The organism is Xenorhabdus sp. KK7.4 (genome assembly GCF_963876465.1).
Taxonomy (GTDB): Bacteria; Pseudomonadota; Gammaproteobacteria; order Enterobacterales; family Enterobacteriaceae; genus Xenorhabdus; species Xenorhabdus stockiae.
In genome coordinates this window covers 73,197-99,816 of sequence record NZ_CAWNQF010000122.1, presented here as the reverse complement: position 1 = coordinate 99,816, position 26,620 = coordinate 73,197, and the positions used below count along the sequence as shown (strand labels likewise).

The 26,620-nt window shown below is 42.4% G+C and carries 23 protein-coding genes; 14 read left to right on the top strand and 9 right to left on the bottom strand.

Annotated features, from left to right (window positions below; genetic code table 11):
- Nucleotides 1–43: 43 nt before the first annotated feature.
- The 4 genes from AACS90_RS20190 to lrp form a co-directional block, all read right to left on the bottom strand.
- Nucleotides 44–1,387: a replication-associated recombination protein A gene (locus AACS90_RS20190; protein WP_099121269.1), complete on the bottom strand. Its 1,344-nt coding sequence runs from the start codon at nt 1,385–1,387 to the stop codon at nt 44–46.
- Nucleotides 1,388–1,394: 7 nt separating this feature from the next.
- Nucleotides 1,395–2,006 carry an outer membrane lipoprotein chaperone LolA gene (gene lolA / locus AACS90_RS20185; RefSeq protein ID WP_099110688.1) on the bottom strand — a complete coding sequence of 204 codons (612 nt, stop codon included), beginning with the start codon at nt 2,004–2,006 and terminating at the stop codon, nt 1,395–1,397.
- Nucleotides 2,007–2,034: 28 nt separating this feature from the next.
- Nucleotides 2,035–5,550 carry a DNA translocase FtsK 4TM domain-containing protein gene (locus tag AACS90_RS20180; protein WP_099121268.1) on the bottom strand — a complete coding sequence of 1,172 codons (3,516 nt, stop codon included), beginning with the start codon at nt 5,548–5,550 and terminating at the stop codon, nt 2,035–2,037.
- Between the two features lie 139 nt (nt 5,551–5,689).
- Complete coding sequence (lrp, locus tag AACS90_RS20175) at nt 5,690–6,184, bottom strand: leucine-responsive transcriptional regulator Lrp (RefSeq protein WP_004256338.1); 495 nt, start codon at nt 6,182–6,184, stop codon at nt 5,690–5,692.
- Nucleotides 6,185–6,836: 652 nt separating this feature from the next.
- Here lrp and trxB point away from each other — a divergent pair.
- From trxB to infA, 5 genes are all read left to right on the top strand, one after another.
- A complete protein-coding gene (trxB, locus tag AACS90_RS20170) occupies nt 6,837–7,796 on the top strand; it encodes a thioredoxin-disulfide reductase (RefSeq protein ID WP_099121267.1) in 960 nt (319 codons plus the stop codon).
- 193 nt (nt 7,797–7,989) lie between these two features.
- Nucleotides 7,990–9,759: a heme ABC transporter permease/ATP-binding protein CydD gene (gene cydD / locus AACS90_RS20165; RefSeq protein ID WP_099121266.1), complete on the top strand. Its 1,770-nt coding sequence runs from the start codon at nt 7,990–7,992 to the stop codon at nt 9,757–9,759.
- Between the two features lie 2 nt (nt 9,760–9,761).
- Nucleotides 9,762–11,504 (top strand): heme ABC transporter ATP-binding protein/permease CydC, encoded by a 1,743-nt coding sequence (gene cydC / locus AACS90_RS20160; protein ID WP_099121265.1) that lies wholly within the window; start codon nt 9,762–9,764, stop codon nt 11,502–11,504.
- Nucleotides 11,505–11,512: 8 nt separating this feature from the next.
- The gene (aat, locus tag AACS90_RS20155; RefSeq protein ID WP_099121264.1) at nt 11,513–12,202 is read left to right on the top strand and encodes a leucyl/phenylalanyl-tRNA--protein transferase; all 690 of its coding nucleotides are present in this window, start codon (nt 11,513–11,515) and stop codon (nt 12,200–12,202) included.
- 154 nt (nt 12,203–12,356) lie between these two features.
- Nucleotides 12,357–12,575 carry a translation initiation factor IF-1 gene (gene infA / locus AACS90_RS20150; protein ID WP_004244560.1) on the top strand — a complete coding sequence of 73 codons (219 nt, stop codon included), beginning with the start codon at nt 12,357–12,359 and terminating at the stop codon, nt 12,573–12,575.
- Between the two features lie 98 nt (nt 12,576–12,673).
- Here infA and clpA read toward each other — a convergent pair whose 3' ends face one another.
- Nucleotides 12,674–14,959: an ATP-dependent Clp protease ATP-binding subunit ClpA gene (gene clpA / locus AACS90_RS20145; protein WP_099121263.1), complete on the bottom strand. Its 2,286-nt coding sequence runs from the start codon at nt 14,957–14,959 to the stop codon at nt 12,674–12,676.
- A 30-nt stretch (nt 14,960–14,989) separates the two neighbouring features.
- On the bottom strand, nt 14,990–15,310 hold the full coding sequence (gene clpS / locus AACS90_RS20140) for an ATP-dependent Clp protease adapter ClpS (protein ID WP_099121262.1): 321 nt from the start codon (nt 15,308–15,310) through the stop codon (nt 14,990–14,992).
- A 324-nt stretch (nt 15,311–15,634) separates the two neighbouring features.
- On the opposite strand from clpS, the gene cspD reads away from it, so the two are divergent.
- The 6 genes from cspD to artM all read left to right on the top strand — a co-directional run bounded on the left by cspD (nt 15,635) and on the right by artM (nt 20,441).
- Nucleotides 15,635–15,871, top strand: coding sequence for a cold shock-like protein CspD (cspD, locus tag AACS90_RS20135; RefSeq protein WP_099110679.1), 237 nt, complete (start codon nt 15,635–15,637; stop codon nt 15,869–15,871).
- A gap of 514 nt (nt 15,872–16,385) precedes the next feature.
- Nucleotides 16,386–17,288 (top strand): lysine exporter LysO family protein, encoded by a 903-nt coding sequence (locus AACS90_RS20130; RefSeq protein WP_099121260.1) that lies wholly within the window; start codon nt 16,386–16,388, stop codon nt 17,286–17,288.
- A 204-nt stretch (nt 17,289–17,492) separates the two neighbouring features.
- Nucleotides 17,493–18,221 carry an arginine ABC transporter ATP-binding protein ArtP gene (gene artP, locus AACS90_RS20125; protein ID WP_099121259.1) on the top strand — a complete coding sequence of 243 codons (729 nt, stop codon included), beginning with the start codon at nt 17,493–17,495 and terminating at the stop codon, nt 18,219–18,221.
- An 82-nt stretch (nt 18,222–18,303) separates the two neighbouring features.
- On the top strand, nt 18,304–19,047 hold the full coding sequence (gene artJ / locus AACS90_RS20120) for an arginine ABC transporter substrate-binding protein (protein ID WP_099121258.1): 744 nt from the start codon (nt 18,304–18,306) through the stop codon (nt 19,045–19,047).
- 10 nt (nt 19,048–19,057) lie between these two features.
- Nucleotides 19,058–19,780 (top strand): arginine ABC transporter permease ArtQ, encoded by a 723-nt coding sequence (gene artQ, locus AACS90_RS20115; RefSeq protein ID WP_099121257.1) that lies wholly within the window; start codon nt 19,058–19,060, stop codon nt 19,778–19,780.
- Nucleotides 19,773–20,441, top strand: a complete 669-nt coding sequence (gene artM / locus AACS90_RS20110) for an arginine ABC transporter permease ArtM (protein ID WP_099121256.1) — start codon at nt 19,773–19,775, stop codon at nt 20,439–20,441. Before artQ ends, artM begins: the two co-directional genes overlap by 8 nt.
- Before the next feature lie 73 nt (nt 20,442–20,514).
- Here the strand turns inward: artM and rlmC are convergent, their stop codons facing one another.
- The 3 genes from rlmC to AACS90_RS20095 form a co-directional block, all read right to left on the bottom strand.
- A complete protein-coding gene (rlmC, locus tag AACS90_RS20105) occupies nt 20,515–21,648 on the bottom strand; it encodes a 23S rRNA (uracil(747)-C(5))-methyltransferase RlmC (RefSeq protein ID WP_099121255.1) in 1,134 nt (377 codons plus the stop codon).
- A 23-nt stretch (nt 21,649–21,671) separates the two neighbouring features.
- Nucleotides 21,672–22,187, bottom strand: a complete 516-nt coding sequence (locus AACS90_RS20100) for a YbjN domain-containing protein (protein WP_099121254.1) — start codon at nt 22,185–22,187, stop codon at nt 21,672–21,674.
- Nucleotides 22,188–22,269: 82 nt separating this feature from the next.
- Nucleotides 22,270–22,581: a YbjC family protein gene (locus tag AACS90_RS20095; protein WP_099121253.1), complete on the bottom strand. Its 312-nt coding sequence runs from the start codon at nt 22,579–22,581 to the stop codon at nt 22,270–22,272.
- A 201-nt stretch (nt 22,582–22,782) separates the two neighbouring features.
- Between AACS90_RS20095 and AACS90_RS20090 the strand changes: the two genes are divergently transcribed.
- The 3 genes from AACS90_RS20090 to AACS90_RS20080 all read left to right on the top strand — a co-directional run bounded on the left by AACS90_RS20090 (nt 22,783) and on the right by AACS90_RS20080 (nt 26,310).
- On the top strand, nt 22,783–23,046 hold the full coding sequence (locus tag AACS90_RS20090; protein WP_086953673.1) for a GrxA family glutaredoxin: 264 nt from the start codon (nt 22,783–22,785) through the stop codon (nt 23,044–23,046).
- 462 nt (nt 23,047–23,508) lie between these two features.
- On the top strand, nt 23,509–24,117 hold the full coding sequence (gene ybjG / locus AACS90_RS20085) for an undecaprenyl-diphosphate phosphatase (protein ID WP_099121346.1): 609 nt from the start codon (nt 23,509–23,511) through the stop codon (nt 24,115–24,117).
- A gap of 885 nt (nt 24,118–25,002) precedes the next feature.
- A complete protein-coding gene (locus tag AACS90_RS20080) occupies nt 25,003–26,310 on the top strand; it encodes an HAAAP family serine/threonine permease (protein ID WP_099121252.1) in 1,308 nt (435 codons plus the stop codon).
- Nucleotides 26,311–26,620: the final 310 nt, after the last annotated feature.

The following is a 26,620-nucleotide window of genomic DNA, read 5'->3' as shown; positions in this document are numbered from 1 at the left end:
GATAGAGGTTTTTTAACATACCAACATTACCGTATCAGCCACATTAACGATAGCGTTTTATTGGACTATTTTGATCCTGCGCCATTAGCCAGTTTAATTTTTCACCGATTTTACCTTCCAATCCTCTGTTAGTCGGATGGTAATAAGTTGTCTTTTGCATCTCAGGCGGAAAATAAATCTCTCCAGCGGCATAAGCATTAGGCTCATCATGCGCATAACGGTATGCTTCACCATATCCCATTTCTTTCATCAGCTTCGTTGGGGCATTACGCAAATGAGCCGGGACATCATAATCAGGCTTCTCCTGAGCATCGGCCATAGCCGCTTTAAATGCAGTATAAACAGCATTGCTTTTAGGGGCACAGGCAAGATAAACAATCGCCTGCGCAATGGCCCGCTCTCCTTCTGTGGCTCCGACACGCGTGAAACAATCCCATGCAGCAATGGCTACCTGCATCCCACGAGGATCTGCATTACCAACATCTTCAGAAGCTATCGCCAGTAAACGTCGGGCAACATAAAGTGGATCACCGCCGGCAGTAATGATCCGCGCATACCAATAAAGTGCAGCATCTGGTGCTGAACCGCGAATTGATTTATGTAAGGCCGATATTAAATCGTAATATCTGTCACCTTTATTATCAAAGCGTGCACTTCTTTCCCCACTGACCTCTTTCAGTAGTTCAATTGTCAGAGTCCGCTGACCTTTCGCATCAATTTCTGCCATATCTGACATCATTTCCAGCAGATTCAGTGAACGGCGCGCATCACCGGCTACCAGCTCTGCGAGTATCTGCCGGGTATCTTCCGGCAACACAATATTTTGTCCACCAAGACCACGTTCTTTATCATTTATGGCCTGAGTCAGCACTTGTTCTATTTCTGCTGGCGAAAGGGATTTCAGTAAATAGACTCGTGCCCGTGATAACAGAGCTGAATTTAATTCAAAGGAGGGATTTTCGGTTGTAGCACCAATAAATGTAATTGTGCCATCTTCAATATGTGGCAGAAATGCATCTTGCTGGCTTTTATTAAATCGGTGAACTTCATCAACAAATAGAATTGTTCTACGACCTGCATTGCGATTTTGCCGTGCTTTTTCGATGGATTCCCGGATCTCTTTGATACCAGAAGTCACCGCAGAAATACGTTCAATATCTGCCTGCGCATAATAACCAATGATTTCAGCTAATGTGGTCTTTCCCGTGCCAGGTGGTCCCCATAAAATCATAGAATGGAGTTGACCCGCACGAATAGCTCTCGGTAGAGGTTTACCTTCCGCTAATAAATGTTGCTGACCAATATAGTGATCTAACGTGATTGGCCGCATTTTTGCGGCCAATGGCTGAAATTCATTCTGTGAAAAATCAAGAGAAAGATTGTTCAATTAAACCTCACTGGCGTTGATCGTCCAGTGTCACACCTTCTGGCAGAGTGAATTTAAATTTTGACGCATCTACACTCGTGTTCTGCTGTCCTTTCAACTGATAAGCACTTTTCTGTCCATCTTGTTCAACAGCAGTAAATTTCTGAATAGTGCCATCTGGTGTCACTGTGATTGAAAAATACTTAAGATTCCTGCTAGCACTCTTAGGTGTCAACTCAAAATGATTACCATTTTGGGTCACTTTGTATTGTTTCCAATCAGCTGAATCATTACGGGCAATCAACATAAATGGCGTATTCCCCGTAGCATCTTTCAGCCAATTGGCCGTAACTTGTTCGACAAAGGGATTATAAAACCACAATGTCTTACCGTCAGAAATCAAAGTACTTTCATCAGGTGATGTCATATGCCAGTTAAACAAATTAGGGCGTTTAACCCAAAGTTGACCTTCACCATTTTGAATCGCTGAGCCATCATTACTGGTAACTGTCTGGGTAAAATTTGCATGAAAGCTATTTACCTTACTCAAACGTTCCTGCAAATCATGGGCAGCATCAGCCCATGCAGAACTCACGCTCAATCCCATCATCAGACAGCCAATCAACATCAGTTTTTTCATGTGTGAGTACCTTCAATTCATATTATTATCAGTGTTCGTGTGGCGGAGGAGCTAAAACTTCACGATTACCATTATGACCCGGCGTACTGACAATTTGCTGAGCTTCCATCTGTTCTACGATACGGGCTGCCCGGTTATAGCCAATGCGGAATTGGCGTTGTACTCCGGAAATAGACACCCGACGTTTTTCAATCACAAATTCTACCGCCTGATCGAACAGAGGATCCAACTCTTCATCACTATCCAATCCCAAACCGCCTTCGCCATCTTCACCCCCTTTAATAATACTATCAATATATTGAGGGCGACCACGTGCTTTCCAGTCATTAACAACTTCATGAACTTCCTGATCACGCACGAAAGCCCCGTGAACACGTACAGGAATAGATGAATTTGGCGCTAAATAAAGCATATCCCCCATACCAAGCAGTGATTCTGCACCTCCCTGATCAAGAATAGTACGGGAATCAATTTTACTGGAAACGGTGAAGGCAATTCGCGTGGGAATATTAGCCTTAATCAGACCTGTAATAATATCAACAGAAGGACGCTGGGTTGCCAGCACCAGATGGATACCAGCAGCCCTTGCTTTCTGGGCCAGACGGGCAATCAACTCTTCTACTTTTTTCCCTACTGTCATCATTAGGTCGGCAAACTCATCGACCATCACAACGATATAAGGCTCTTTTTTCAGAACAGGGTGTTCCACATCCATGCTGTCACCGGGTTTCCAGAATGGATCAGGAATAGGACGGCCCATTTGCTCTGCCTGTTTGATCTTATCGTTATAACCTGCAATATTGCGCACACCTAAAGCTGACATCAGTTTATAACGGCGTTCCATTTCATTAACACACCAGCGTAATGCGTTAGCAGCATCTTTCATATCTGTAACGACTTCAGTCAACAGATGAGGTATGCCTTCATAAACAGACAGTTCAAGCATTTTCGGGTCGATCATGATAAAGCGAACATCTTCGGGTTTTGCTTTATACAGGATGCTGAGGATCATCGCATTAACCCCCACAGATTTACCCGAACCGGTCGTCCCTGCAACCAGTAAGTGCGGCATCTTCCCTAAATCAGCCACAACAGGCTGCCCCCCGATATCTTTCCCTAAAACGATGGTTAAAGGAGAGGGGTTATCACGGAATTTTTCACAGTCCAATACTTCTCGCAAATAAACGGTCTGACGTTTTTTATTAGGTAATTCCAGACCGACGTAAGGCAGTCCCGGTATAACCTCTACAATCCTGACAGCTACAGCCGAAAGTGAACGAGCAAGATCACGGGATAAATTGGAAATACGCGAAGCTTTAACTCCGGGAGCCAGGTCCAGCTCGAACCGGGTAATCACAGGGCCAGGCGAAAACCCGACAACATCAGCTTTAACCCGATAATCGTTCAGGCGGGATTCAATTAAACGTGAAGTCTGTTCCAGAGCGAACATGTCGACAGGTTCTTCTTCTGCTGGCGGAGCAGCCAGAAGATCAAGAGAAGGCATCGGTGTAGTTGGTTTAGGTAATGGTTGATCATTACGCACCAAAAATGGATGGAACAGGCTTTGCTGCGGTTGCTGCGGTTGCTGCGGTTGCTGCGGTTGCTGCGGTTGCTGCGGTTGCTGCGGTTGCTGCGGTTGCTGCGGTTGCTGCGGTTGCTGCGCAAAATTATGCCGGATTTCTGCCTCATGTGAAGCACTCGGAACAGGAGAAGTTGCTGAAACACTTGAAACAGGCGGAACATTTTTTTCCTGTTCTGGTTGTGCAATATCTTCTACCGGTCTGAACTCAGAAGGCATAAATAGTGGCTCTGTCGGTTCTGATTTATCTGAACTATCAATTTGTGAAAGATATTCAAACACCGATTTTTCAGGCTGTTGGAAAGCGGTAGTCTGGTTTTGGTAGCGCTCACTCTGCTGCTGCTCAAATGCTTCCCGCAACATTTCTTCCTGCTCTGCCTGCTCGTCAACATTACTGATAGGTCGCTCAACTGGAGCCTCTACCGCTGTATCGTCATATGTGCTATCAAGAATAGTCTCGTTTTGAGCATAGTTAGACAGCTCTGCATTCTCTTTAGGCTCTTTTTCAACATCACTGCCGTAACGCTCACGTTGCTGATCAAGAAATTGCTGGCGCAGCATATCTTGTTGTTGCGCATCCATTTTCTGTTCTTCAGCCTCAGCATTGAGCTCTTCCTGTCTCTCTTTTTCTTTTCGCTGCAAATGTTCAGCCAAACGATGAGAAGGAACTTTAACGCCATATAATTCACGGCGAGTCGGTATCCGTACTGGATTCGGCCTCGGCATCTCGGGACCAATACCTTGTTTTACCTGGGGATTTCTTACTGACACAGCAGAAGTTGTGGCAGGAAGCTGTAACTCATCTCCATTATCAGGTGATGGCGACACAGCTAGAATATCCTGCGCTGTATCCACTGTAGCTGAATGAATATTGGCTGGAGATAAGTCAGATTCCGGCACAGTATGCGATGCATTACTGAACTCTGCGGTTATATTCCTTACTTGCTCATCACCCGGCAGTTCAAATGTATAACGGGTAGGTTCTGCTTCCTGAGTATTCTCAGCCTGCTCTGATATAACCTGAGCTGTTTCCGGAACAATAGAAACCAGAGGTTCAGATGAAGCACTCTCAGATGCAATGCTTTCAGATGAAATACTGACAGGAGAAAGGCTTTCTTCTGATTCTTCGCTTTCTGGCTGCTTTGAGTTAATATTCGCTAATTCTGTTACCGTTGGTGTTGCCAACAACGCATCGTCTTCATCGAAAGTACCTGAATTCTGCATAGTGTCAGTGGTAGCAGGTTTATTCCCATTATGACCGGATTCTTCTTCAGTTCCAGAGGAAGCGGATACCGCTTCTTTTTCCAGTGCCAGTTCTTCCTGTTCTTCATCATATTCAGATTCAGGACGGCTACGATTAAGCACAAAGCTAATTGAATCGAGAATACAAGCGCCAATTTTTTCTGCAATAGTAAGCCAGGACCAGCCAGTAAATAGCGTAAATCCGATAATCCAAATACCAAGCAGGGCCAGAGTCGTACCCAGAATATTGAGCCACGGCAAAACAGCGTTACTGAATAAACTGCCAACTACACCACCTGACGCAAAATCATTGAAATCATCAATATTAAGTTCTGCTAAACCACATGAAGTCAGGATAAGTGCCAAAGCACCAATAATACGTAATGCGAGCGTGAAAAAATCTACATACTCTTGCCTATCTTTCTGACGGAAAGCATTCCAACACCCTAAAAAGATCAATGGCGGGACTGCATAGGCAAGAATACCGAATGCGGAAAATAGTATGTCTGATAACCACGCACCAACACTGCCACCTAAATTATGGACAGGCTCATGCCAGGCAGTTTGGGACCAGCTGGGATCGGAAGGGTGAAAACTGACAAGTGCTACCATTAAGTAGACGGCACATATAGCAATAACCAACAGAATGGCTTCCAGAAGCCTGCGGCCACTGCTGACTCTTTTTAATTTAACACGTTTGTCTTCTGTATATTCCTGGTTCAAGAAAGGCTCTCCAGGTTTTCCTGTAGATTAAACGGAACAACGCTGAGGGCAGCTCAGCGTTGAAACTGTATGCATAAACAGGAGTGTACCTAACTTTTTCCTGTTTTGCATCTATACACTGTACATTGTAGACAAAAGCTTAACGAGTCTTAATTACCAGACGGTTACTCTGTTTCACTTCTTCCATAACTACATAAGTACGAGTATCGTTAACACCCGGAAGGCGTAGCAGGGTTTCACCCAGCAATTTACGGTACGCAGACATATCTGGTACACGTGTTTTCAGTAAGTAGTCAAAATCTCCAGAAACTAAATGACACTCTTGAATTTCTTCAAGTTTTTGTACGGCAGTATTGAACTGCTCAAAAACATCTGCTGCTCCGCGATTCAGGGTGATTTCAACGAATACCAGCAATGATGCATCCAGGTAGTGAGGATTCAACAACGCCGTATAACCAGAAATAAAACCCTGACGCTCTAAACGACGTACACGCTCCAGACAAGGAGTTGGTGATAACCCTACTCGTTTGGATAATTCCACATTAGAAATACGGCCGTCTTTCTGCAATTCATTAAGGATATTACGGTCTATGCGATCAAGATCTTTTCCTGGACGCTTCTTATTATCTATCATCTTATTGCTCTCTCTTTATATTCCTACACCCATAACATTTTCCCTATCTCTTTTAAGCAGTTGAGCTGGAAAAGATGTCTTCAAAGGCTAAAGCTCAATCTGTAACCAAGGTTTGGGGCCTGCACGTAATCTTCCAGAACACAATTTCCCAGAACTCGATTAACCAAAATACGACTTACTAGAACACCGTCTTCCAGAATGTAATTTCCCAAAACACGATTTTCCCAAAACATTGGGTTTCCCAGAAAGCAGCTTATCGGCAATTTTTAATATTCTATGAGAAAATCATCCCCTCAGAATTGTCTATTCTATAGAAACAATTGATTAGCGAGGTAGATAATTATCTCTTACACAGATGTTTTCGCAAATGCATAGCCGATTGTCAAAGTAAATGAACAAAAATCAGAACAACATACCAAACAAATTTTCGGTAAATCGCCTTAGCCGCTCGTTTCATGACTAAAACGCATAAATGATGTTCAATTCAAAATGTTAAGCACTTACTCCTTACATTCCCATTACATCATAGTTACTATCTATCGGTAAAATCGTTAATAACATGAATATTTTATCTGATAATCGCTTTTTTTAACTTATCATTTCTCCTACAATCCCTAAATCCACGATATGTGATAATGGAAATGAGGTATTCATGAGTACAGCCAAACACAGTAAGCTCATCATTCTTGGCTCAGGTCCTGCTGGTTATACTGCTGCTGTTTATGCAGCCCGTGCTAATCTAAGTCCCGTACTCATTACAGGGGTTGAGAAAGGCGGCCAATTAACCACCACGACTGAAGTTGAAAACTGGCCCGGTGACCCTGAAGGGCTGACAGGCCCTGGCTTGATGGAGCGTATGTTCCAACACGCTGAAAAGTTTCAGACAGAAATTGTTTCCGACCACATTCGGAAAGTTGATTTCTCAAAAAGACCATTCCATCTGTATGGTGATGATCAAGAATATAGCTGTGATGCTCTGATCATCGCAACTGGTGCTTCGGCTCGCTATTTAGGCTTACCTTCCGAGGAAGAATTCAAGGGACGTGGTGTTTCTGCCTGTGCAACCTGTGATGGTTTCTTCTACCGTAAACAAAAAGTTGCCGTTGTCGGTGGTGGTAATACCGCTGTTGAAGAAGCATTGTATCTGGCAAACATTGCATCTGAAGTTCACCTGATACACCGTCGTGATACTTTCCGTTCAGAGAAGATCCTGATTGATCGTTTAATGGATAAAGTTAAAAACGGCAATATTATTCTGCACACCGACCGCACTCTGGACGAAGTTTTGGGTGATGAGATGGGTGTAACAGGTGTTCGTATCCGCGATACTAAGAGCGATAACACCGAAGAACTGGATGTTGCCGGTGTTTTCATTGCTATCGGCCACAGCCCGAATACCGATATTTTTGCAGGGCAGCTTGAATTGGAAAACGGTTATATCAAAGTCCAGTCAGGTTTGCATGGAAATGCCACTCAGACTTCCATTCCGGGTATTTTTGCCGCTGGTGACGTAATGGACCATGTTTATCGTCAGGCGATTACGTCTGCCGGTACTGGCTGTATGGCAGCACTGGATGCTGAACGTTTTCTGGACGGGCTGGCAACCAAATAAAATTATCTTCCCTTCAAAGCGCTATTCCGGTAGCGCTTTTTAATAGGACGCATTTTTTGTAAGTAACATTTTGTAGATAGCTTAGTGTCGTAGATAACATGGTGTTGTAAATAAAATAGTGCGCGGAAGCTGGCAAGGTGGTTACCAGCTTGTTTTGATACTTTGTATCATCTGTTAATCTGAAATTTTTCTTATGGACAAAACAAGACAATCTGAACTGGTTCGATGGCTGAAGCAACAAAGTACTCCAGCTCGTCGATGGCTTCGTCTATCCATGCTATTAGGCCTGATTAGTGGCCTACTGATTATCTCTCAGGCCTGGCTGCTCGCTTCCATTCTTCAGGCGCTTGTCATGGATCATGTTCCCCGTGAAAATCTCATCAGCCAATTTGCGATGCTACTGGCTTCTTTTACCCTGCGAGCGATTGTCAATGCTATTCGGGAGCGTATCGGCTTTATCTGTGGCAAGGTTGTACGTCAGCAAATCCGCAGCATGGTTTTGGATAAGCTGACCCAATTAGGGCCTGTCTGGGTAAAAGGTAAACCTGCTGGCAGCTGGGCAACGATTATTCTGGAACAGATCGAGGATATGCAGGATTTTTATTCCCGCTATTTACCTCAAATGACCCTCGCAGCCACTATTCCAGTGCTTATTCTAATGACAGTATTTCCAATCAATTGGGCTGCCGGTGTTATTTTATTGGTAACAGCACCTTTGATTCCGCTTTTTATGGCATTAGTCGGATTAGGAGCAGCAGATGCAAATCGACGCAATTTTATTGCACTCAGCCGGTTAAGCGGTAATTTTCTTGATCGTTTGCGTGGTCTCGAAACATTACGCTTATTCCATCGGGGAAAAGCTGAAGTTAAGCAAATTACCGAATCAACTGAAGATTTTCGCCTCAGAACGATGGAAGTGCTGCGCATGGCGTTTTTATCTTCTGCAGTACTAGAGTTTTTTGCTGCTGTTTCTATTGCCGTTGTGGCTGTCTATTTTGGTTTTTCTTATCTGGGAGAATTGCATTTTGGCAGTTATGGCCTTGGTGTCACTCTATTTGCCGGTTTTCTGGCGCTTATCCTGGCGCCGGAATTTTTTCAGCCGCTACGTGATCTGGGCACTTTCTACCATGCTAAAGCTCAGGCTATCGGTGCGGCGGAATCACTTTTCACTCTGTTAACCAGCGATGGGGAACATGCCTCATACGGCGGGAAAAAAATCCTGTCAGATAAAAATGCTGTCAGTATTGAAGCAAATGAGCTGGAAATTTTGTCGCACGATGGTCACCGTCTTGCCGGCCCTTTGAACTTTACGATTGAGCAGCATCAGCGTATTGCATTAGTGGGTAAAAGCGGTGCGGGAAAAAGTTCTCTTATAAATGTCTTACTCGGTTTTCTTCCTTATCGCGGCTCACTAAAAATCAATGGAAGTGAACTCAATGAACTTGATCTCGACAAATGGCGTGAACAATTAAGCTGGGTTGGGCAAAACCCTCACCTGCCAGAACAGACCATACTTGATAATATCCGTCTTGGTCAGTTTGATGCGACACAGGAACAAATTCAGAGTGTCATGCAACAAGCCTATGTTACGGAGTTTGTCTCTGAACTGCCCGATGGCATAAACACCGTTATTGGTGATAATGCAGCACGGCTATCTGTTGGGCAGGCACAGCGTATTGCTGTCGCCAGGGCTTTATTGCATCCCTGTCAGCTTCTGCTGCTGGACGAACCCGCCGCCAGTCTTGATGCTCACAGTGAACAACGGGTAATGACAGCCTTGAATCAGGCATCCAGTCAGCAAACCACGCTGTTGGTTACACACTTACTGGAAGAAACGCCGGAATATGATCAAATCTGGGTGATGGAAAGTGGACTCATTATCGAAAAAGGCAACTATGAAAGCCTGAGACAATCTCAAGGCACATTTTCCCGTCTGTTGTCTCATCGCAGTATGGAGCTTTAATCATGCGTATATTACTTCCATTTCTCGCACTATATCGCCGCCACTGGTTTCTCATCAGCTTAGGGATGGTTTTAGCAACACTAACTCTGTTAGCCAGTATTGGCTTACTTACACTGTCTGGCTGGTTTTTGGCCGGTACGGCTGTGGCGGGCTTTGCCGGAAAATATACCTTTAATTACATGCTGCCTGCTGCGGGTGTCCGGGGTGCCGCAATTTTCCGCACTGCTGGACGTTATGGAGAACGACTGGTTAGTCATGATGCTACATTTCGAGTATTGGCCCATCTGCGGGTATTTACCTTTGAGAAAATCCTGCCACTTTCGCCGGGAGGGATTGCCCGTTTTCGTCAGGGGGAGCTATTAAACAGGATTGTGGCTGATGTAGAAACATTAGATCACCTCTATCTTCGTGTCCTGTCTCCATTGCTTGCTGCACTCGCTGTGATTGTAGTTCTGACATTAGGCCTAGGCTTTCTTGACTGGACTCTCGCCTATACTCTCGGCGGTATTATGCTGGGGTTATTACTGATCTTACCTTTTGTGTTTTATCACGCAGGTAAACCTTATGGCAGGAATATCACAGCATTACGTGGGCAGTATCGAACTTTACTCACCAGTACATTGCAAGGTCAGGCAGAATTAACCGTATTCGGTGCTCTTAAACGTTTTCGCCAGACAATGTCCGAAGTTGAATATCAATGGCTAAAAAGCCAACAACAGCAAGCCAGCCTGACCGGGCTTTCTCAGGCCATCATGATTTTTGCTACTGGCATGACGGTAACGTTAATACTGTGGCTGGCATCAGCTGATGTAGGCGGAAATAATCAACCCGGTGCATTGATTGCCCTGTTTACATTCTGTGCCCTTTCAGCGTTTGAATCCCTGGGACCAGTTACTGTTGCATTCCAGCACATGGGACAGGTGATCTTGTCAGCAACCCGCGTTTCTCAGCTAATGCATCAGAAAGCCGAAGTCACCTTTCCTGCAAACGGGCCAAAAAGTACAGGCAATCTCAGTCTTGAGATAAAAAACATAGAATTCACTTATCCTAACCAGCCTATGCCTGTATTACAGGATATTGCACTGTCTCTTCAGGCAGGTGAACATATCGCCTTATTAGGTAAAACTGGCTGCGGTAAATCGACTCTTTTACAATTATTAACCCGGGCGTGGGATATTGATAACGGAGAAATTCTACTCAACCAACAGCCTATTTCTCTTTATGATGAAGCCACACTGCGATCAATGATATCAGTCGTTCCTCAACGGATACATGTGTTCAGTCATACTCTGCGGGAAAATCTGTTGATGGCAAAACCGGGTGCCACAGATGAAGAATTAGAAACGGTATTGCAACAGGTTGGCTTAGGAAACTTGCTAGAAAACAATGAAAAGCTAAACTGTTGGATGGGCGAAGGCGGACGTCAGCTTTCAGGTGGTGAACAACGCCGCTTGGGTATTGCCAGAGCCTTACTACATAACTCACCACTCATGCTTCTGGATGAACCAACAGAAGGGCTTGATGCAGATACCGAACAACAAATTCTGGCACTATTGCGCCATCGTTGTCAGGATAAAACACTTATTGTAATTACCCATCGGTTAACAGGCTTACAACACATGGATCGGATCTGTGTGATGGATGGGGGACGTATCATTGAGCAAGGACAACACGATGTGTTATTGTCCCAACAAGGACGCTACTACCAATTCTATCAACGACAGAGCTATCCTGATCAGGAGTAATAAGTTTTATGTTGATAGCTCAATTGGATAACTCATATGAATTTCCCCATCCAGATACTGCGCTGGCAGAACCAAATGGCTTGTTAGCATTTGGGGGTGATCTAAGTGCAGAACGATTAAAGACCGCATATCGCAAAGGCATTTTTCCGTGGTTTTCACCGAATGAACTTCCTTTGTGGTGGTCTCCCGACCCCAGGGCTGTCCTGATCCCTGGAGAATTACATACCGGCCGAACTTTGCGACGTTTTATTCGCAAACATCCTTACCAAATTACGGTAAACTATGCTTTTGAACAGGTGGTCTATGGTTGTGCCCAGAGACAAGAAGGCACATGGATCGGTTCTGACATTCAATTGGGTTACCAAACACTGCATCAGGAGGGTTTAGCTCACTCAGTTGAAGTTTGGCATAAACAACAGCTCGTCGGCGGGTTATATGGTGTTAATATAGGAACACTATTTTGCGGTGAATCGATGTTTAGCAAAATGGAGAATGCATCCAAGTGCGCTTTTGTGGCATTCTATCACCATTTTTTGCGTCATGGCGGCCAACTGTTTGATTGCCAGGTGCTAAACCACCATACAGAATCACTGGGCGCTAAAAATATTCCAAGGAAAGAGTTTCTCCGGCATCTTGATCAATACCAAAAGCAATCATTGCAAGCTGGCTGTTGGGATGCGCAAACGTTGGAGTTATAGTCAATACTTGGTGGTTTATGCTGTTCACGGTGGGAGTGTCAATACCATTATGAGGAAAATAATGGTGTAAAATACGACATTCCTTTACATAATGAGGGTTTTTCGGCATTATCTTGCCGGTTAAAAACTATGGTTGTTACATTTAGAGGATTAGATGGCCAAAGAAGACAATATTGAAATGCAAGGTACTGTGTTAGACACACTGCCAAACACCATGTTTCGTGTCGAATTAGAGAACGGACACGTCGTTACTGCTCACATTTCAGGCAAAATGCGTAAAAACTATATCCGCATCCTGACTGGAGACAAGGTTACAGTTGAACTAACTCCATATGACCTGAGCAAAGGCCGTATCATCTTCCGTAGCCGCTGATTCCGATACCTTCTTACACACCACAGGTTATGTATTTTCAACATTCGCCTGTGGTGTTGCTCTTAACTTAGTTGCTAGTTTTGCATATACCGTACTGATTATAGTACGGCATCTTCTGATTTTTTCTTGTTTGATTTTCGTACGCTTTTGAAATCGTATTTCAGTGCATTTTTATCTTTATCAAGACTAATTCTGACTGAACCTCCATGCACTAAAGAGCCAAACAACAACTCGTTAGCTAATGGCTTTTTCAGGCTATCCTGAATCACACGGGCCATCGGACGGGCACCCATCGCTTTATCATACCCTTTATCACATAACCACTGACGGGCATCTGTGCTGATTTCCAGAGACACACCTTTTTCATCCAGTTGAACCTGCAATTCAACAATGAATTTATCAACCACTTGTTGAATAACTTCCGCAGAAAGTGAGTCAAACCAGATAATACTATCAAGACGATTGCGAAATTCGGGGGTAAAGGTTCGTTTGATCTCAGCCATTCCATCAATACTATTATCCTGTTCCGTGAACCCAATGGATTTACGCTGTATTTCACGTACACCCGCATTGGTTGTCATCACCAGAATAACATTACGGAAATCTGCCTTCCGGCCATTGTTATCAGTCAACGTTCCGTTATCCATCACCTGAAGCAGGATATTGAATACATCCGGATGGGCCTTTTCAATCTCATCAAGCAACAACACAGAATGAGGGTGTTTAATAATAGCATCTGTCAATAAACCCCCCTGATCATAACCAACATAACCTGGTGGAGCACCTATCAAGCGACTGACAGTATGACGCTCCATATATTCAGACATATCAAATCTTAATAATTTGATATTGAGGACCTTCGCCAACTGTACTGTAACTTCTGTTTTACCAACGCCTGTAGGCCCGGCAAACAAGAAAGAACCAACAGGTTTGTGCTCCTGCCTCAGCCCGGCACGGCTCATTTTGATGGCTTCGGTTAATACACCAATCGCTTTGTCCTGACCAAATACCAGCATTTTCAAACGATCATCCAGTGTTCTCAAGACATCTTTATCACTGGCTGAAACTGTTTTCTCCGGAATACGGGCAATACGGGCAACGACTGACTCAATATCCGCGACATTAATGGTTTTTCTGCGGCGGCTGACTGGAACTAACCTTGTACGCGCACCTGCTTCATCAATCACATCAATGGCTTTATCCGGCAAATGGCGATCGGTGATATATTTCACCGACAGTTCGACAGCCGCCCGAATAGCTTTTGCTGTGTAGCGAACATCGTGATGCGCCTCATACTTAGCACGTAACCCATTAATGATCTGTACTGTTTCTTCGGAAGAAGGCTCCAGAATATCAATCTTCTGAAACCGACGGGCCAGAGCGCGATCTTTTTCAAAAATATTGCTGAATTCCTGATAGGTTGTCGAACCAATCACGCGAATACGACCGCTGGATAAAAGAGGCTTAATCAGATTGGCTGCATCCACCTGCCCCCCCGAAGCAGCACCAGCACCGATAATGGTATGGATTTCGTCAATAAAGAGAATACTTTTGCTATCCTGTTCCAGGGTTTTTAACAAGGTTTTGAAGCGCTTCTCAAAATCACCTCGATATTTTGTCCCTGCCAACAATGAACCAATATCCAGCGAGTAAATTGTGCAATCCTTCATCACTGCCGGAACATCTTTTTGCACGATGCGCCAGGCAAGCCCTTCAGCAATCGCAGTTTTACCGACTCCGGATTCCCCAACAAGCAATGGGTTATTTTTGCGCCGGCGACACAGTACCTGAATTGTTCTTTCCAATTCATGCTGACGACCAACCAGCGGATCAATTTGCCCTTTTTGTGCAGATTGATTCAGATTTGTAGTGAAATTTTCCAATCTATCCTCACCTATCGCTTGTTCTTCCTGAACTGGATTAACATTATGATGGCTCTCATTATCGAGCTCATCTTTACGTGTTCCGTGAGATATAAAATTCACAACATCCAGCCGGCTGACGTCATGCTTGCGCAGTAAGTAAGCCGCCTGAGATTCTTGTTCGCTAAAAATTGCAACCAGTACATTCGCCCCGGAAACTTCTGAGCGGCCTGAAGATTGAACATGAAACACCGCTCGTTGCAACACACGCTGAAAGCTCAATGTTGGCTGGGTATCCCGATCATCATTCTCTGGTAATAAAGGGGTTGTTTGAGTAATAAAATTTTCCAGTTCCTGGCGTAAAACTGCCAGCTCGACCTTACAAGCCTCCAGTGCTTCTCGCGCTGATGTGTTACTTAACAACGCCAGTAGCAGGTGCTCGACAGTCATAAATTCATGTCTGTTATCCCTTGCTTTGGCAAAAGCAATGTTGAGACTCAGCTCCAATTCTTGATTGAGCATAAGCACCTCCTCCAAAATCAATAAGCCAGATCAGACTTTTTCCAGCGTGCAAAGTAACGGATGCTCGTGCTCCTTAGCATACATGTTCACTTGCGCAGCTTTAGTTTCTGCGACCTCTGCTGTATAAATACCGCAAATTGCCTTCCCTTGGTAATGGACATCCAGCATTAGTTGCGTTGCTCGTTCAATATCATAAGAAAAGAACTTTTGTAATACGTCAACCACAAACTCCATGGGGGTATAGTCATCGTTATTCAAAATTATCTTGTACATAGATGGCGGCTGTAGCGCTTGCTTTGCTTTGTCTTCTATAAATTCTTCAAGATTCAGGCTGTTATAAAACTGACTCATTGTCTTTCCACTGAGTATTATCTTTCTATCGGATTTTAGTATGAACTAATTCGTTCTACCTCTATATATTTTATCACTACATAAAGCACTCTGCTTATTCCCGTAGACGATCAGAGCCAGTATTCCACCTAAAAGTCTGATACCGTTATCTATATCAAACTTTAGCGATTTGAGACAACCTGTCATAACTTCTGCACTTGACGATAAAATGAATTTCACTACAGTGTATTTTATGAACACCATTCCTAGCTGGACGACTGTTCATGATCCTGAAATTTTTAGTGATTCCTAAACCCGAAATCATAATACGAGGGATAGAAAAGTATGGAAACAGGTACAGTTAAATGGTTCAATAATGCGAAGGGCTTTGGATTTATTTGCCCGGCAAGTGGCGGTGAAGATATATTTGCTCACTATTCAACCATTCAGATGGATGGTTATAGGACGCTGAAAGCCGGGCAAAAAGTGAATTTCAGCGTTAATCAAGGTCCTAAAGGCAATCATGCCTGTGTTATTGTTCCTTTGGAAGATGGCTCAAAATTAAAAAAGAGTAACCAATAGTTTCGTAATTCACACGCCACAGGTAAATTCCCCCTTTATTTGTGGCGTGTTATTTAGCGGATAACCTCACTATCTCTCTCCCCCTAAGAACCTATTCATGTTTAGTCACAATAAATATAATTGAGTGAGATGTAAATCAATTGGATTTAAATGAAACAGATGTAAAAATCAGGAGAGTTTTATCATCAAATATCAGTCATAACTGATGCATATCTCTAAGACAACCGTGTTCCATACCATACAAAAAGATATTACCCTGTTTTGCGTTGAATTTACTTGATTTTTTGTGAACCTCAAATGACAGGATAGCAAAAACGGGCTGAATTTCAGTAGGTTTCCCTTTCCTCGACATGTTATAGTAGTGTGAATTATTTGTTGTTACAGATTTTTTAGTTTTTATGACCAGCCAAAGATATACCAATGGATTTCGAAGTATGCCCTTCAACAAAAAAGCAACTTGAAAGACGAGCGTATAAAGCCAGATTAAAAGACGTTTATTATAAGGATATGTGACATGTTTTTAGGATTACTAATTATCCTCCTTCCATTGAGCCTGGGTTATCTGATTCGCCTAAATAACAAAACGATACTTACCAGAGTTCACCAATTGCTCAATGTCATGGTTTATCTCATTCTCCTGCTTATGGGGATCAGTCTTGCAATGCTGGATAATCTGGGTAGTAATTTGCTTTCTATCCTACTGTATGCGATGACATTTTTTCTGTGCATATTTGCAACTAACTGGCTTGCGCTTTTTTTTCTGGATAAAAAAGAACCGTGGATTATTACAGGGCATAAACAGGAAAGTCCCCCTTCCCGCCTGCATATGGCACTTGACTCCATCAAATTATGTGGCGCACTGATATTCGGTTTTTTGCTCGGCCTGACTGAATGGTCATGGTTTAATTTTGCCAGCAATGCCAGTAAAATCACATTAATTTTCTTACTGTTTTTTGTTGGTATCCAACTACGTAATAACGGCTTGAGCCTAAAGCAAACATTCATGAATCGCCGTGGAGCTGTTGTTGCAATTATTGTCGCTATCAGTTCACTTATTGGTGGCGTGATAGCAGCATTCCTGCTTGGCTTACCAACCAAGACTGGCCTGGCTATTGCATCCGGATATGGCTGGTATTCTCTTTCCGGCATTTTAATTTCTGATGCCTACGGGCCAGTATTTGGCAGTACAGCTTTTTTTAATGATCTAGCTCGTGAACTGGCATCTATTATGCTCCTTCCCATGCTAATCAATCGCTATCGCTCAACTGCACTAGGTTTAACCGGAGCTGCATCAATCGATTTCACATTACCCATATTACAGCGTTGTGGGGGTATAAGTATTGTACCCGCAGCTATCGTTCACGGTTTCATTTTAAGCCTAATGACGCCTATATTTATCGCATTTTTTACCCAATAGATTTATATAAATAAACGCATAACGTTATTTAATAATCTTATATTTATGCTAAAAACAGTACCTAACAAAAGGTAAAAAAAGAACACGACCTGATTATAAAACCCATAAAATTGACTAAAATAACGATTTTACGCGCGCATTATTGCATAGTTATTCTTTTGGGATTAATATCCCATCAACTAATTAACTATTCATAGTTTTAGCATGAAAATTCAATTAAAAAATATCAATTGTTTCTATGGAACTAATCAGGCTCTGTTTGATATCAATTTTAAATGTGGATCAGGGGAAACCGTCGTTCTGCTTGGGCCTAGTGGTGCAGGCAAAAGCTCCTTACTGAGAGTCCTGAATTTACTCGAGATGCCTCGTTCCGGCCAGTTAAGTGTAGCAAAGCATCAATTTGATTTTAAACAACCTCCTAATGCAAAAGAAATCCGTGCCCTGCGGCAGAATGTAGGGATGGTTTTTCAGCAATATAACTTATGGCCACATTTAACCGTAATGGATAACCTGACTGAAGCTCCCTGTCGGGTACAGGGGTTATCCAAACCACAATCCATGGAAAAAGCGGCCAAATTACTTTCCCGTCTTCGTCTTGAAGAATTCGCTAATCGCTTTCCGCTGCACTTGTCAGGGGGGCAACAGCAACGGGTCGCTATTGCACGTGCACTAATGATGGAACCTCAGGTTCTGTTATTTGATGAACCAACAGCTGCACTTGATCCCGAAATCACATCTCAGGTCGTTAACATCATAAAAGAACTGGCAGAAACAGGAATTACCCAAATTATTGTGACACATGAAGTGGAACTTGCCCGTAAAACGGCTAGCCAGGTTATCTACATGGAAAAAGGACGAATTATAGAAAAAGGTGATGCAAGTCATTTTTTAAAGCCTCAAACCGAAGCTTTTGCTCATTATTTGTCACACTAAGTTTGGCATACTGAGCCAGCCATACAGATAATTTCAGAAAAATAACCATCAATCACATGATCATCAGTTACAGGACATGGCTATGAAAAAATTCTTGCTTGCAGCTTTATTAACTACTGCCACCCTATCAGCAACCGCAGCGGAGAAAGAAACTCTGCGTTTCGCAACTGAAGCAACTTATCCTCCATTTGAATTCGTTGGTGATGACAACAAAATTCAGGGCTTCGATGTAGATCTGGCAGATGCTATGTGTAAAAAACTTAATGCCGAATGTAGTTTCACCAATCAGGCCTTTGACAGTCTTATTCCCAGCCTGAAATTCCGTCGCGTTGATGTGTTAATGGCAGGTATCGATATTACACCTGACAGAAAAAAACAAGTTGATTTTACTGATACTTATTATGATAACTCTGCCAATTTTGTAACTGTCAAAGGCAAGTTTTCCAAAATTGGTGAATTAAAAGGCAAATTAGTAGGCACTCAGAACGGCACGACACATCAAAAATACCTGATGGAACAGCATAAAGAGCTAGAAACAGTGCCATATGATAGTTACCAGAATGCAATTCTCGATCTGAAAAATGGCCGTGTTGATGCAATATTTGGTGACACTGCTGTTGTCAATGAATGGCTGAAAAAGAATAAAGAGCTAGGTACCATTGGTGAGAAAGTCACTGATAAAGATTACTTTGGCACAGGTTTAGGTATCGCTGTTCGTAAGGGCAATACAGACTTATTAAATAAACTGAATAAGGCTCTGGCAGAAATCAAACAGGATGGCACTTATGACACCATCTACGAAAAATGGTTTGGCAAAAATAATTAATTGAACGCCAATGAATGAATTTCAATCTTTAATTAGTGCCGCCGGTATCACCGTCGGCCTTGCTGTTTCCTCTCTTATAGTCGGTTTGATTCTGGCAATGATTTTTGCTGGCTGGGAATCTTCCCGCTGGAAAACCTTTGCACTTTTAGGCTCCTGCTGGGTTACCCTGATCCGGGGATTACCTGAAATTCTGGTGGTCCTTTTTATCTACTTCGGGAGTTCACAGCTTCTTATCATTTTATCTGAAGGTTTTGATATCAATCTGGTAGTCTGGCAGTTCAGAATACAGATGGAAATTGATAATTTTGACGTCAGCCCTTTCCTGTGCGGTGTCATTGCGCTTTCCCTCCTTTATTCTGCCTATGCATCCCAGACAATAAGAGGGGCATTAAAGGCTATTCCTATCGGGCAAAGAGAGGCGGGCCAGGCTCTGGGATTAAGCCAAAGTCGCATCTTTTTCCGGCTGGTCATGCCGCAAATGTGGCGTCATGCTTTACCCGGATTAGGGAATCAATGGTTAGTTTTATTAAAGGACACAGCTCTAGTCTCATTAATAAGCGTTAATGATTTGATGTTACAAACAAAAAGTATCGCCACTCGCACACAAGAGCCATTCACCTGGTACATGGTTGCCGCAATCATCTATTTAGTTATCACACTGGTGAGCCAATTTATCCTTAAACGACTTGAAGTTCGTGCGACTCATTTTGAACGGAGTGCTTCTGATGCTTGAGTATATAAAGGATATCTTACCGGGCCTACACACCAGCCTGAGTCTGACTTTCACAGCATTTCTGGTGGCATTTATGCTATCAGTCATCCTGACTGTCATTCTGACAATGAAACTGCCGGTGCTCACGCAATTGGTGAAAGGCTATATAACACTATTCACCGGTACTCCCTTACTCGTACAGTTCTTTTTGATTTACTATGGTCCCGGGCAATTTCCAGCCATAAAAGCATACCCGTGGTTATGGCAGTTGATGTCAGAGCCGTGGCTCTGTGCGATGGTGACGCTGGCGCTAAATAGCGCAGCATATTCCACTCAACTTTTTTATGGGGCAGTTAAAGCAATCCCGGAAGGGCAATGGCAATCCTGTTATGCACTTGGTATGTCACAGGCACATTCTATGCGCATATTACTACCGTATGCCTTCAAAAGAGCGCTCTCATCCTACTCAAACGAAGTTGTGTTAATTTTCAAAAGCACCTCACTGGCCAGTACAATCACTCTGTTGGATATTATGGGATACAGCCAGCTACAATTTGGCCGCAGTTATGATGCAACCGTTTTTGTTGCAGCCGGTATCATTTACCTCTGCATAAATGGTCTTTTAACATTGCTGATGCGTACTTTTGAACGGCGTACACTATCATTTGAGCAACGCAATTAAACAACCACTATTTATGATGTATCTTTGCTTCCATTGTTGATTACCAACAATGGAAGCTATTCCTTATTACGGGCTAACCGTTATTCAGAACCAACAGAGCCAGTGTTTCATAATGCTCAGTGTGTGGAAACATATCGAATAACTGCACTTTTTCTATTCGGTATCGTTCAAGCATGGTGATATCTTTTGCCATCGTTTCCGCATTACAACTTGAGTAAAGAATATACTCAGGTGCCATTCGGTTAAGATACTGGCAAAGTTCTTTACCAATTCCCCTTCGAGGCGGATTAACTAATACCAACTCTGGAGTTTGCGATTTCTCAAGGGCGAAATGCGTAGAATCCAGAGCCTGAAACTCAACATGTTTGAGCCCGAGACTGTCAGCTGAATTTCTGGCACAGGCAATAGCTTCCTCACTGATTTCAATGCCTGTCAGCTTGGTTTCTTTATCTGCACAATGCAAACCAAAACCTCCCGCGCCACAAAACAGATCCCACATACTGCCTATATTCAGCTCCCTGACCCACTGCCCTGCTGTCATATATAACTGCGAAGCAATAGCCGGATTCGTCTGGAAGAAACTCCGGGGCCGAATATACAACGGAATATTATTGAAATTTTCCTTCAACATTTTCTTTTCAGTGAAAATAATCTCTTTTTCACCTTCAAGGATCGCCATATGTGTCGGTTGGATATTCGCAGAAATTACCGTCAGCTGTGGTAACTGTTCCTGTAACCATGGTAAGGATCGTTGTAACTGTTCCAGTTTTTTTTCTGAACGCAACACAAACCTCAGCATCATCTCTTTATCAGCCCGGCTTTCGGTCAACAGAATGTATTTCAGTTCACCTTTTTTACGTGCAACGTTGTATGGGACTAACCCCGCTTTCGCGATAAATATTTTTATTACGTCAAAGACTGGCTGAAAGTGTTGCGGATACAAAGGACAATCACAAAGATCGACTGTTCTGCCATCCCTATGCAGCATTCCGAGCAGCGGGCGCTCAACACTGCCACTCACGACCATTTTAGCCTTATTACGAAACCCACTGAGCTGGCTGGCAACAGGGGGTTGCCAGCGCGTGTTTGGAGTATCTCGTAAAAGCTGTTGTAAATGTTCTTGTTTATCTGATAACTGATTTAAATAGGACTTATCAAGCCACTGGCAGGAGTGACAATGCCCCGCGGTATACTGCGCACACTGCATTGTAAAAAACCACTTAAAAAATATTAGTGCAAGGTAAACGTTGATGTTTCTGTCGAAGCCTGTGCCTCATCTTCTTCATCTTCAACTTCCATTTCACTTTCCATATCACTCGTGACATAAAGGAAATTGCTACTGTGAACTTCAAAGATCACATTGGCAATTTGCTCCTCACCGAGTTTCAGAAAATGAGAGAATTGCTGGAATGTCATACCGGCTGCGATAGGAAATGACTGACAAACAATAAGTTTTGGCAAATTTTCATCCTGTATATCAAGGAATGCCTTCACAGTCAGAGAACTGGCATTAATCTGGCTCAGATTCGCAACCAATGGAATGATCGCTGTTGGCCTGACTTCTGCCAAAGCGGAGAAAAAGACAACATCCCCCAGCAGATCAATCTTGGCATCAAACAGGCCTTCAATGTTCTGCATATGAGGCAAATGTAATACCTGGCTTGCTTCATTTTCAAAATAAGAAATTTTCAGCTTATCAAGCCAATTACGTAATGTTGCTAAATTTGGGGTAACCATAGAATCCATTGAATCAACCTCATATGACTAAAAGTGACACCTGCTACCTTCAGAAAACACTCTATTAGGATAGCAACATGAAATCGTTAACCTATTTTGTTTTTTCTCCATCAGAGACAACCCGATGATTGCTGCCCTCTTTCTTATGATCAATACCTAAGAAAGAAAGATTATAGATCGCACGCCAGATAATATGGATAGCTGCGGGAATCAAACAGCCGATACCCAATAAGATCATAGCAACGTGTGCTTCTGTCGTCATTAATAAAGGTGATAGAATTAGACTATCAGTTATCGATAAATAGACTAACGCTAATAACCCGATACCCAATATTTCCAATAAGATAACCATCTTTGGCATATCAGCCAACGAACGCATCTCTTGTGATGTACTTTTCTTCATTTGTTGACCACCTTCCAAATCTGATACGGATGATAAATTTTGACCATACCTCACCAGATAATCATGCCTGAACCGATTGTATTGGCAGGACTAATTAAAGCGAAAGGAAATTCCTGCTTTTTTTTACCGACACTTACAGGCATAGTAACTCAAGATGACATATCAATGTAGCCCATGATCATTACTACTTAAGGAGTTTATATGTACACTGTCATTTTTGGTCGCCCTGGTTGCCCATACTGTGTCCGCGCAAAAGAACTGGCTGAAAAATTAAAAACAGAGCGTGAAGACTTTGATTACCGCTATGTAGATATCTTGGCAGAGGGTATCACCAAAGAAGACTTGTCAAAAACAGTAGGCAAAACTGTTGAGACCGTTCCCCAGATTTTCATTGATGAAACACACATTGGCGGTTGCACTGACTTTGAAGCCTACGCCAAAGAAAATCTAGAACTGTATAAATAATCGCAGCACCATTGCTGTTCAGGCAAAAGAATTCTCTTAACTTGAACAGCAAATATCTCATTAATTCCAAAAGAAATTCCAGATCACTCCATTCAAAAAGCTCACCAGATAGAAAAAATTCTGTAATTTTTTTACGATCGTGAGAACTTTCAGGTTTTCGTACAGTCTCAATTAGTGCCACTGCTTTTCTTTGATGTCCCCATATTGAGGAGCCCGATAGTCATCCCCTTTGGTTAAAGACTATCGGGTTTTTTGTTTATGCGGGGTGTTAAGTAAGTGAAAAACAACTTATCCCATATCATGAATACATTATTGACCTACCCAACTGCAACAATCATTAAATAGAATAACAAATGAAGGCGATATCGCTTTACTGATCCACATGCTAAAATTATTGTTTTTACCGATAAATTGATAAACACGTTATCACATTTTTACTTCAAGGCACGTGTGAGGCTCATTTTGCTAGAACAACTGAACCACGATTTGTTTAACCTTATCAATGCAACACCAGATTCATCATCAGGCATGATCATGTTTTCAATCTTTATTGCAAAATATCTGGTGTATGTATATCCCATAACACTGGCAGTTTTCTGGCTTTGGGGGAAAAAAGAGGCCATCTCACATCAACGTGTTGTTGTCAGTAAATCCTGTATTGCTTTTGCCTTTGCCATAACAGCATCAACAATTATTGGAGCACTTGTTCCTCATGCCCGCCCGTTTGTAGAAGGGGTTGGCTATAACTTTCTCGCTCATGCGCCTACAGCTTCATTCCCCAGTAACCACGGTACAGCGGTGTTTACGTTCTCACTTGCATTTCTTTTCTGGCACCGTATCTGGTCAGGGTTGTGTCTGATGGCTATTGCTTGTGCTATCGTGTGGGCTCGGGTTTATGTTGGCGTTCATTGGCCAATTGACATGATTGGCGCTTTTTTAGTCAGCCTAATGGGGTGTGCATTTTCCCAAATATTCTGGCATCTATACGGCGCATTTTTACAAAATAAGCTAACTTTTCTTTATCAATTCATCTGTTCCTTTTTGATTAAAAAAGGCTGGGTGCAAAGTTAGCTTATCTTTTCCTCAGAAGGAAAAATATCCAATAAATTTCAAGTTGTAGTTTTGTTAGCTACAACTTGGAAAACGACAGATATAGATATGAAGCCCCCTCAGTCATCATAAAACGCTTCGTTATATATAACATCACACAATGAAATATCATTACTCTTTCTACATAAAAAATAACCAATGATAATTACCTTTCATATGACGACTGTTTAAAATTAAGATGTTTATTAAGTTATAATACTAAGAACCAAATTCCGATTCATAAAATTCACATCTTAAGCCAAACAAAAAAAACAGAATTATTTTACTTTTATTTCAGCATGATACAATAAAATAAGATAAATGAAATTTATATTTCAAATTATAAGAACTAATATTAACCACTTTAATTGGAATTAAAAATTTAAAATCTAAAAAATTTATTAATATTTTAATAAATATATTAATCGCATAATCAGAACAGGAAGTTTAAATTTAAATTATGATACTTATTACCTTCATTTTTTACCGCTGCGTTTTATTTAATATTTAATTAACATCATCATAAAGATTCGTAACATATTAACTTTACGATATAAATCTTGCAATTGCGAGAGCGATCACGGTACATTTTACTAAAAATAATTATATTTCCCTTAGCAAATGTCTGTGGTTAAGAATTTTGATTTAAATATCAAAAATAGGACTAAACGGGATCTCAGATCATTAGTTTAAAATGACTGTATTTTAAGCGATATTATTAGTATATAAATAAACATGTATAAATAAACGTCAGCTCAACATCTGACAACTTATTATTCATATAACGAATCCAACTCGCGCATTTTATTAATGTGCGGGTTTAGTAGTTTTTAAATTTTACTTTACCGCGTTATTTCGGAGATATTTATGGACACATCTCAAGCAGGTTCAATCGCATCCTCTGCTTCTGGCAGCAAAAGCGATTACTCTACCTGGCGTAAATCAGACACTGTATGGATGTTGGGATTATATGGTACAGCCATCGGGGCTGGCGTTCTGTTTCTTCCCATAAACGCCGGGATTGGCGGATTAATACCACTTATCATCATGGCTCTGCTCGCACTTCCGATGACATTTTTTGCTCACCGGGGAATGTGTCGTTTTGTCCTGTCCGGCAAAAATAGCGGTGAAGATATCACTGGTGTAGTAGAAGAGCATTTCGGGAAAGTAGCCGGCTTTTTTATTACTATCCTCTACTTCTTTGCTATCTACCCTATCCTACTGGTTTACAGTGTTGCACTGACCAATACGGTAGAAAGTTTCATCATCCACCAGCTGAATATGGATGCACCTCCTCGTGCGCTGCTGGCACTGGTCCTGATTCTCGGCGTTATGAGCATTATCCGTTTCGGTGAGCAAGCTATTGTTAAAGCAATGAGCGTGCTGGTATTCCCATTCGTCACTGTATTAATGCTGCTGGCTCTGTATCTGGTTCCTCATTGGAACACTGCGATTTTTGATACTCTGTCACTGGAAAATGCAGTTTCTTCCACAAACAGTCACGGCCTGCTGTTTACCCTATGGCTGGCTATCCCGGTTATGGTTTTCTCTTTCAACCATTCTCCAATCATCTCTGCGTTTGCTGTAGCAAAACGTGAAGAATACGGCGAGAACGCGGAAAAGAAATGTTCACGCATTCTGGGCTATGCTCATATCATGATGGTACTGACAGTCATGTTCTTTGTGTTCAGCTGTGTACTAAGCCTGTCACCTGAGAATCTGGCGGAAGCAAAAGCACAGAACATTACTATTCTGTCTTATCTGGCTAACCACTTTAATACACCACTCATTGAGTATATTGCTCCATTCATTGCCTTTATCGCTATTACCAAATCATTCCTTGGTCACTATCTGGGTGCTCGTGAAGGTTTTAACGGTATCGTTAGTAAAGCTATGAGCGCACGAGGCAAATCTATTCAGCACAAAACGCTGAATCGAATCACCAGCATCTTCATGCTGATTAGTGCATGGATTATCGCAACTCTTAACCCAAGTATTCTGAACATCATTGAATCTCTGGGTGGCCCAATCATTGCTATGATCCTGTTCATCATGCCAATGTATGCCATTTACAAAGTACCTGCTATGCGTAAATACGCAGGCAAGCCAAGCAATATCTTCGTTATTGTGATGGGCTCAATTGCGATTTCTGCCGCAGTTTACTCTGTGATGTAATCGGTATATCAGGGGGCAACTTTTCCAAGTTGCCCCCTGAAAAAAATGCCAGTCTCTTTTATAGGACTGGCATTTTTATATCGCTCTGGCTGTATGATACACAATGGATTTCAAGTTGCATCGCGACGGCAAGCAAGAGAGTAACAAATTCGTCGGAAACGAATTTGCCCAGCCAAAGGCTGGCCTCCGGTGAGAGGCAGGAGCCTCTCAGTAATCCCCAGGAGCATAGATAACCGTATGTTTATAAAAACGGTGACTGGGGTGAACGAGCGCAGCCAACAAAGAGGCAGCCTGAAAGACGAAGTGTATA

Bases quoted from the DNA above. Each gene is read 5' to 3' on its own strand.
- lolA (WP_099110688.1), bottom strand. From the start codon at position 2,006: ATGAAAAAACTGATGTTGATTGGCTGTCTGATGATGGGATTGAGCGTG.
- lrp (WP_004256338.1), bottom strand. From the start codon at position 6,184: ATGATAGATAATAAGAAGCGTCCAGGAAAAGATCTTGATCGCATAGAC.
- trxB (WP_099121267.1), top strand. From the start codon at position 6,837: ATGAGTACAGCCAAACACAGTAAGCTCATCATTCTTGGCTCAGGTCCT.
- cydD (WP_099121266.1), top strand. From the start codon at position 7,990: ATGGACAAAACAAGACAATCTGAACTGGTTCGATGGCTGAAGCAACAA.
- cydC (WP_099121265.1), top strand. From the start codon at position 9,762: ATGCGTATATTACTTCCATTTCTCGCACTATATCGCCGCCACTGGTTT.
- aat (WP_099121264.1), top strand. From the start codon at position 11,513: ATGTTGATAGCTCAATTGGATAACTCATATGAATTTCCCCATCCAGAT.
- infA (WP_004244560.1), top strand. From the start codon at position 12,357: ATGGCCAAAGAAGACAATATTGAAATGCAAGGTACTGTGTTAGACACA.
- clpA (WP_099121263.1), bottom strand. From the start codon at position 14,959: ATGCTCAATCAAGAATTGGAGCTGAGTCTCAACATTGCTTTTGCCAAA.
- clpS (WP_099121262.1), bottom strand. From the start codon at position 15,310: ATGAGTCAGTTTTATAACAGCCTGAATCTTGAAGAATTTATAGAAGAC.
- cspD (WP_099110679.1), top strand. From the start codon at position 15,635: ATGGAAACAGGTACAGTTAAATGGTTCAATAATGCGAAGGGCTTTGGA.
- AACS90_RS20130 (WP_099121260.1), top strand. From the start codon at position 16,386: ATGTTTTTAGGATTACTAATTATCCTCCTTCCATTGAGCCTGGGTTAT.
- artP (WP_099121259.1), top strand. From the start codon at position 17,493: ATGAAAATTCAATTAAAAAATATCAATTGTTTCTATGGAACTAATCAG.
- artJ (WP_099121258.1), top strand. From the start codon at position 18,304: ATGAAAAAATTCTTGCTTGCAGCTTTATTAACTACTGCCACCCTATCA.
- artQ (WP_099121257.1), top strand. From the start codon at position 19,058: ATGAATGAATTTCAATCTTTAATTAGTGCCGCCGGTATCACCGTCGGC.
- artM (WP_099121256.1), top strand. From the start codon at position 19,773: ATGCTTGAGTATATAAAGGATATCTTACCGGGCCTACACACCAGCCTG.
- rlmC (WP_099121255.1), bottom strand. From the start codon at position 21,648: ATGCAGTGTGCGCAGTATACCGCGGGGCATTGTCACTCCTGCCAGTGG.
- AACS90_RS20100 (WP_099121254.1), bottom strand. From the start codon at position 22,187: ATGGATTCTATGGTTACCCCAAATTTAGCAACATTACGTAATTGGCTT.
- AACS90_RS20095 (WP_099121253.1), bottom strand. From the start codon at position 22,581: ATGAAGAAAAGTACATCACAAGAGATGCGTTCGTTGGCTGATATGCCA.
- AACS90_RS20090 (WP_086953673.1), top strand. From the start codon at position 22,783: ATGTACACTGTCATTTTTGGTCGCCCTGGTTGCCCATACTGTGTCCGC.
- AACS90_RS20080 (WP_099121252.1), top strand. From the start codon at position 25,003: ATGGACACATCTCAAGCAGGTTCAATCGCATCCTCTGCTTCTGGCAGC.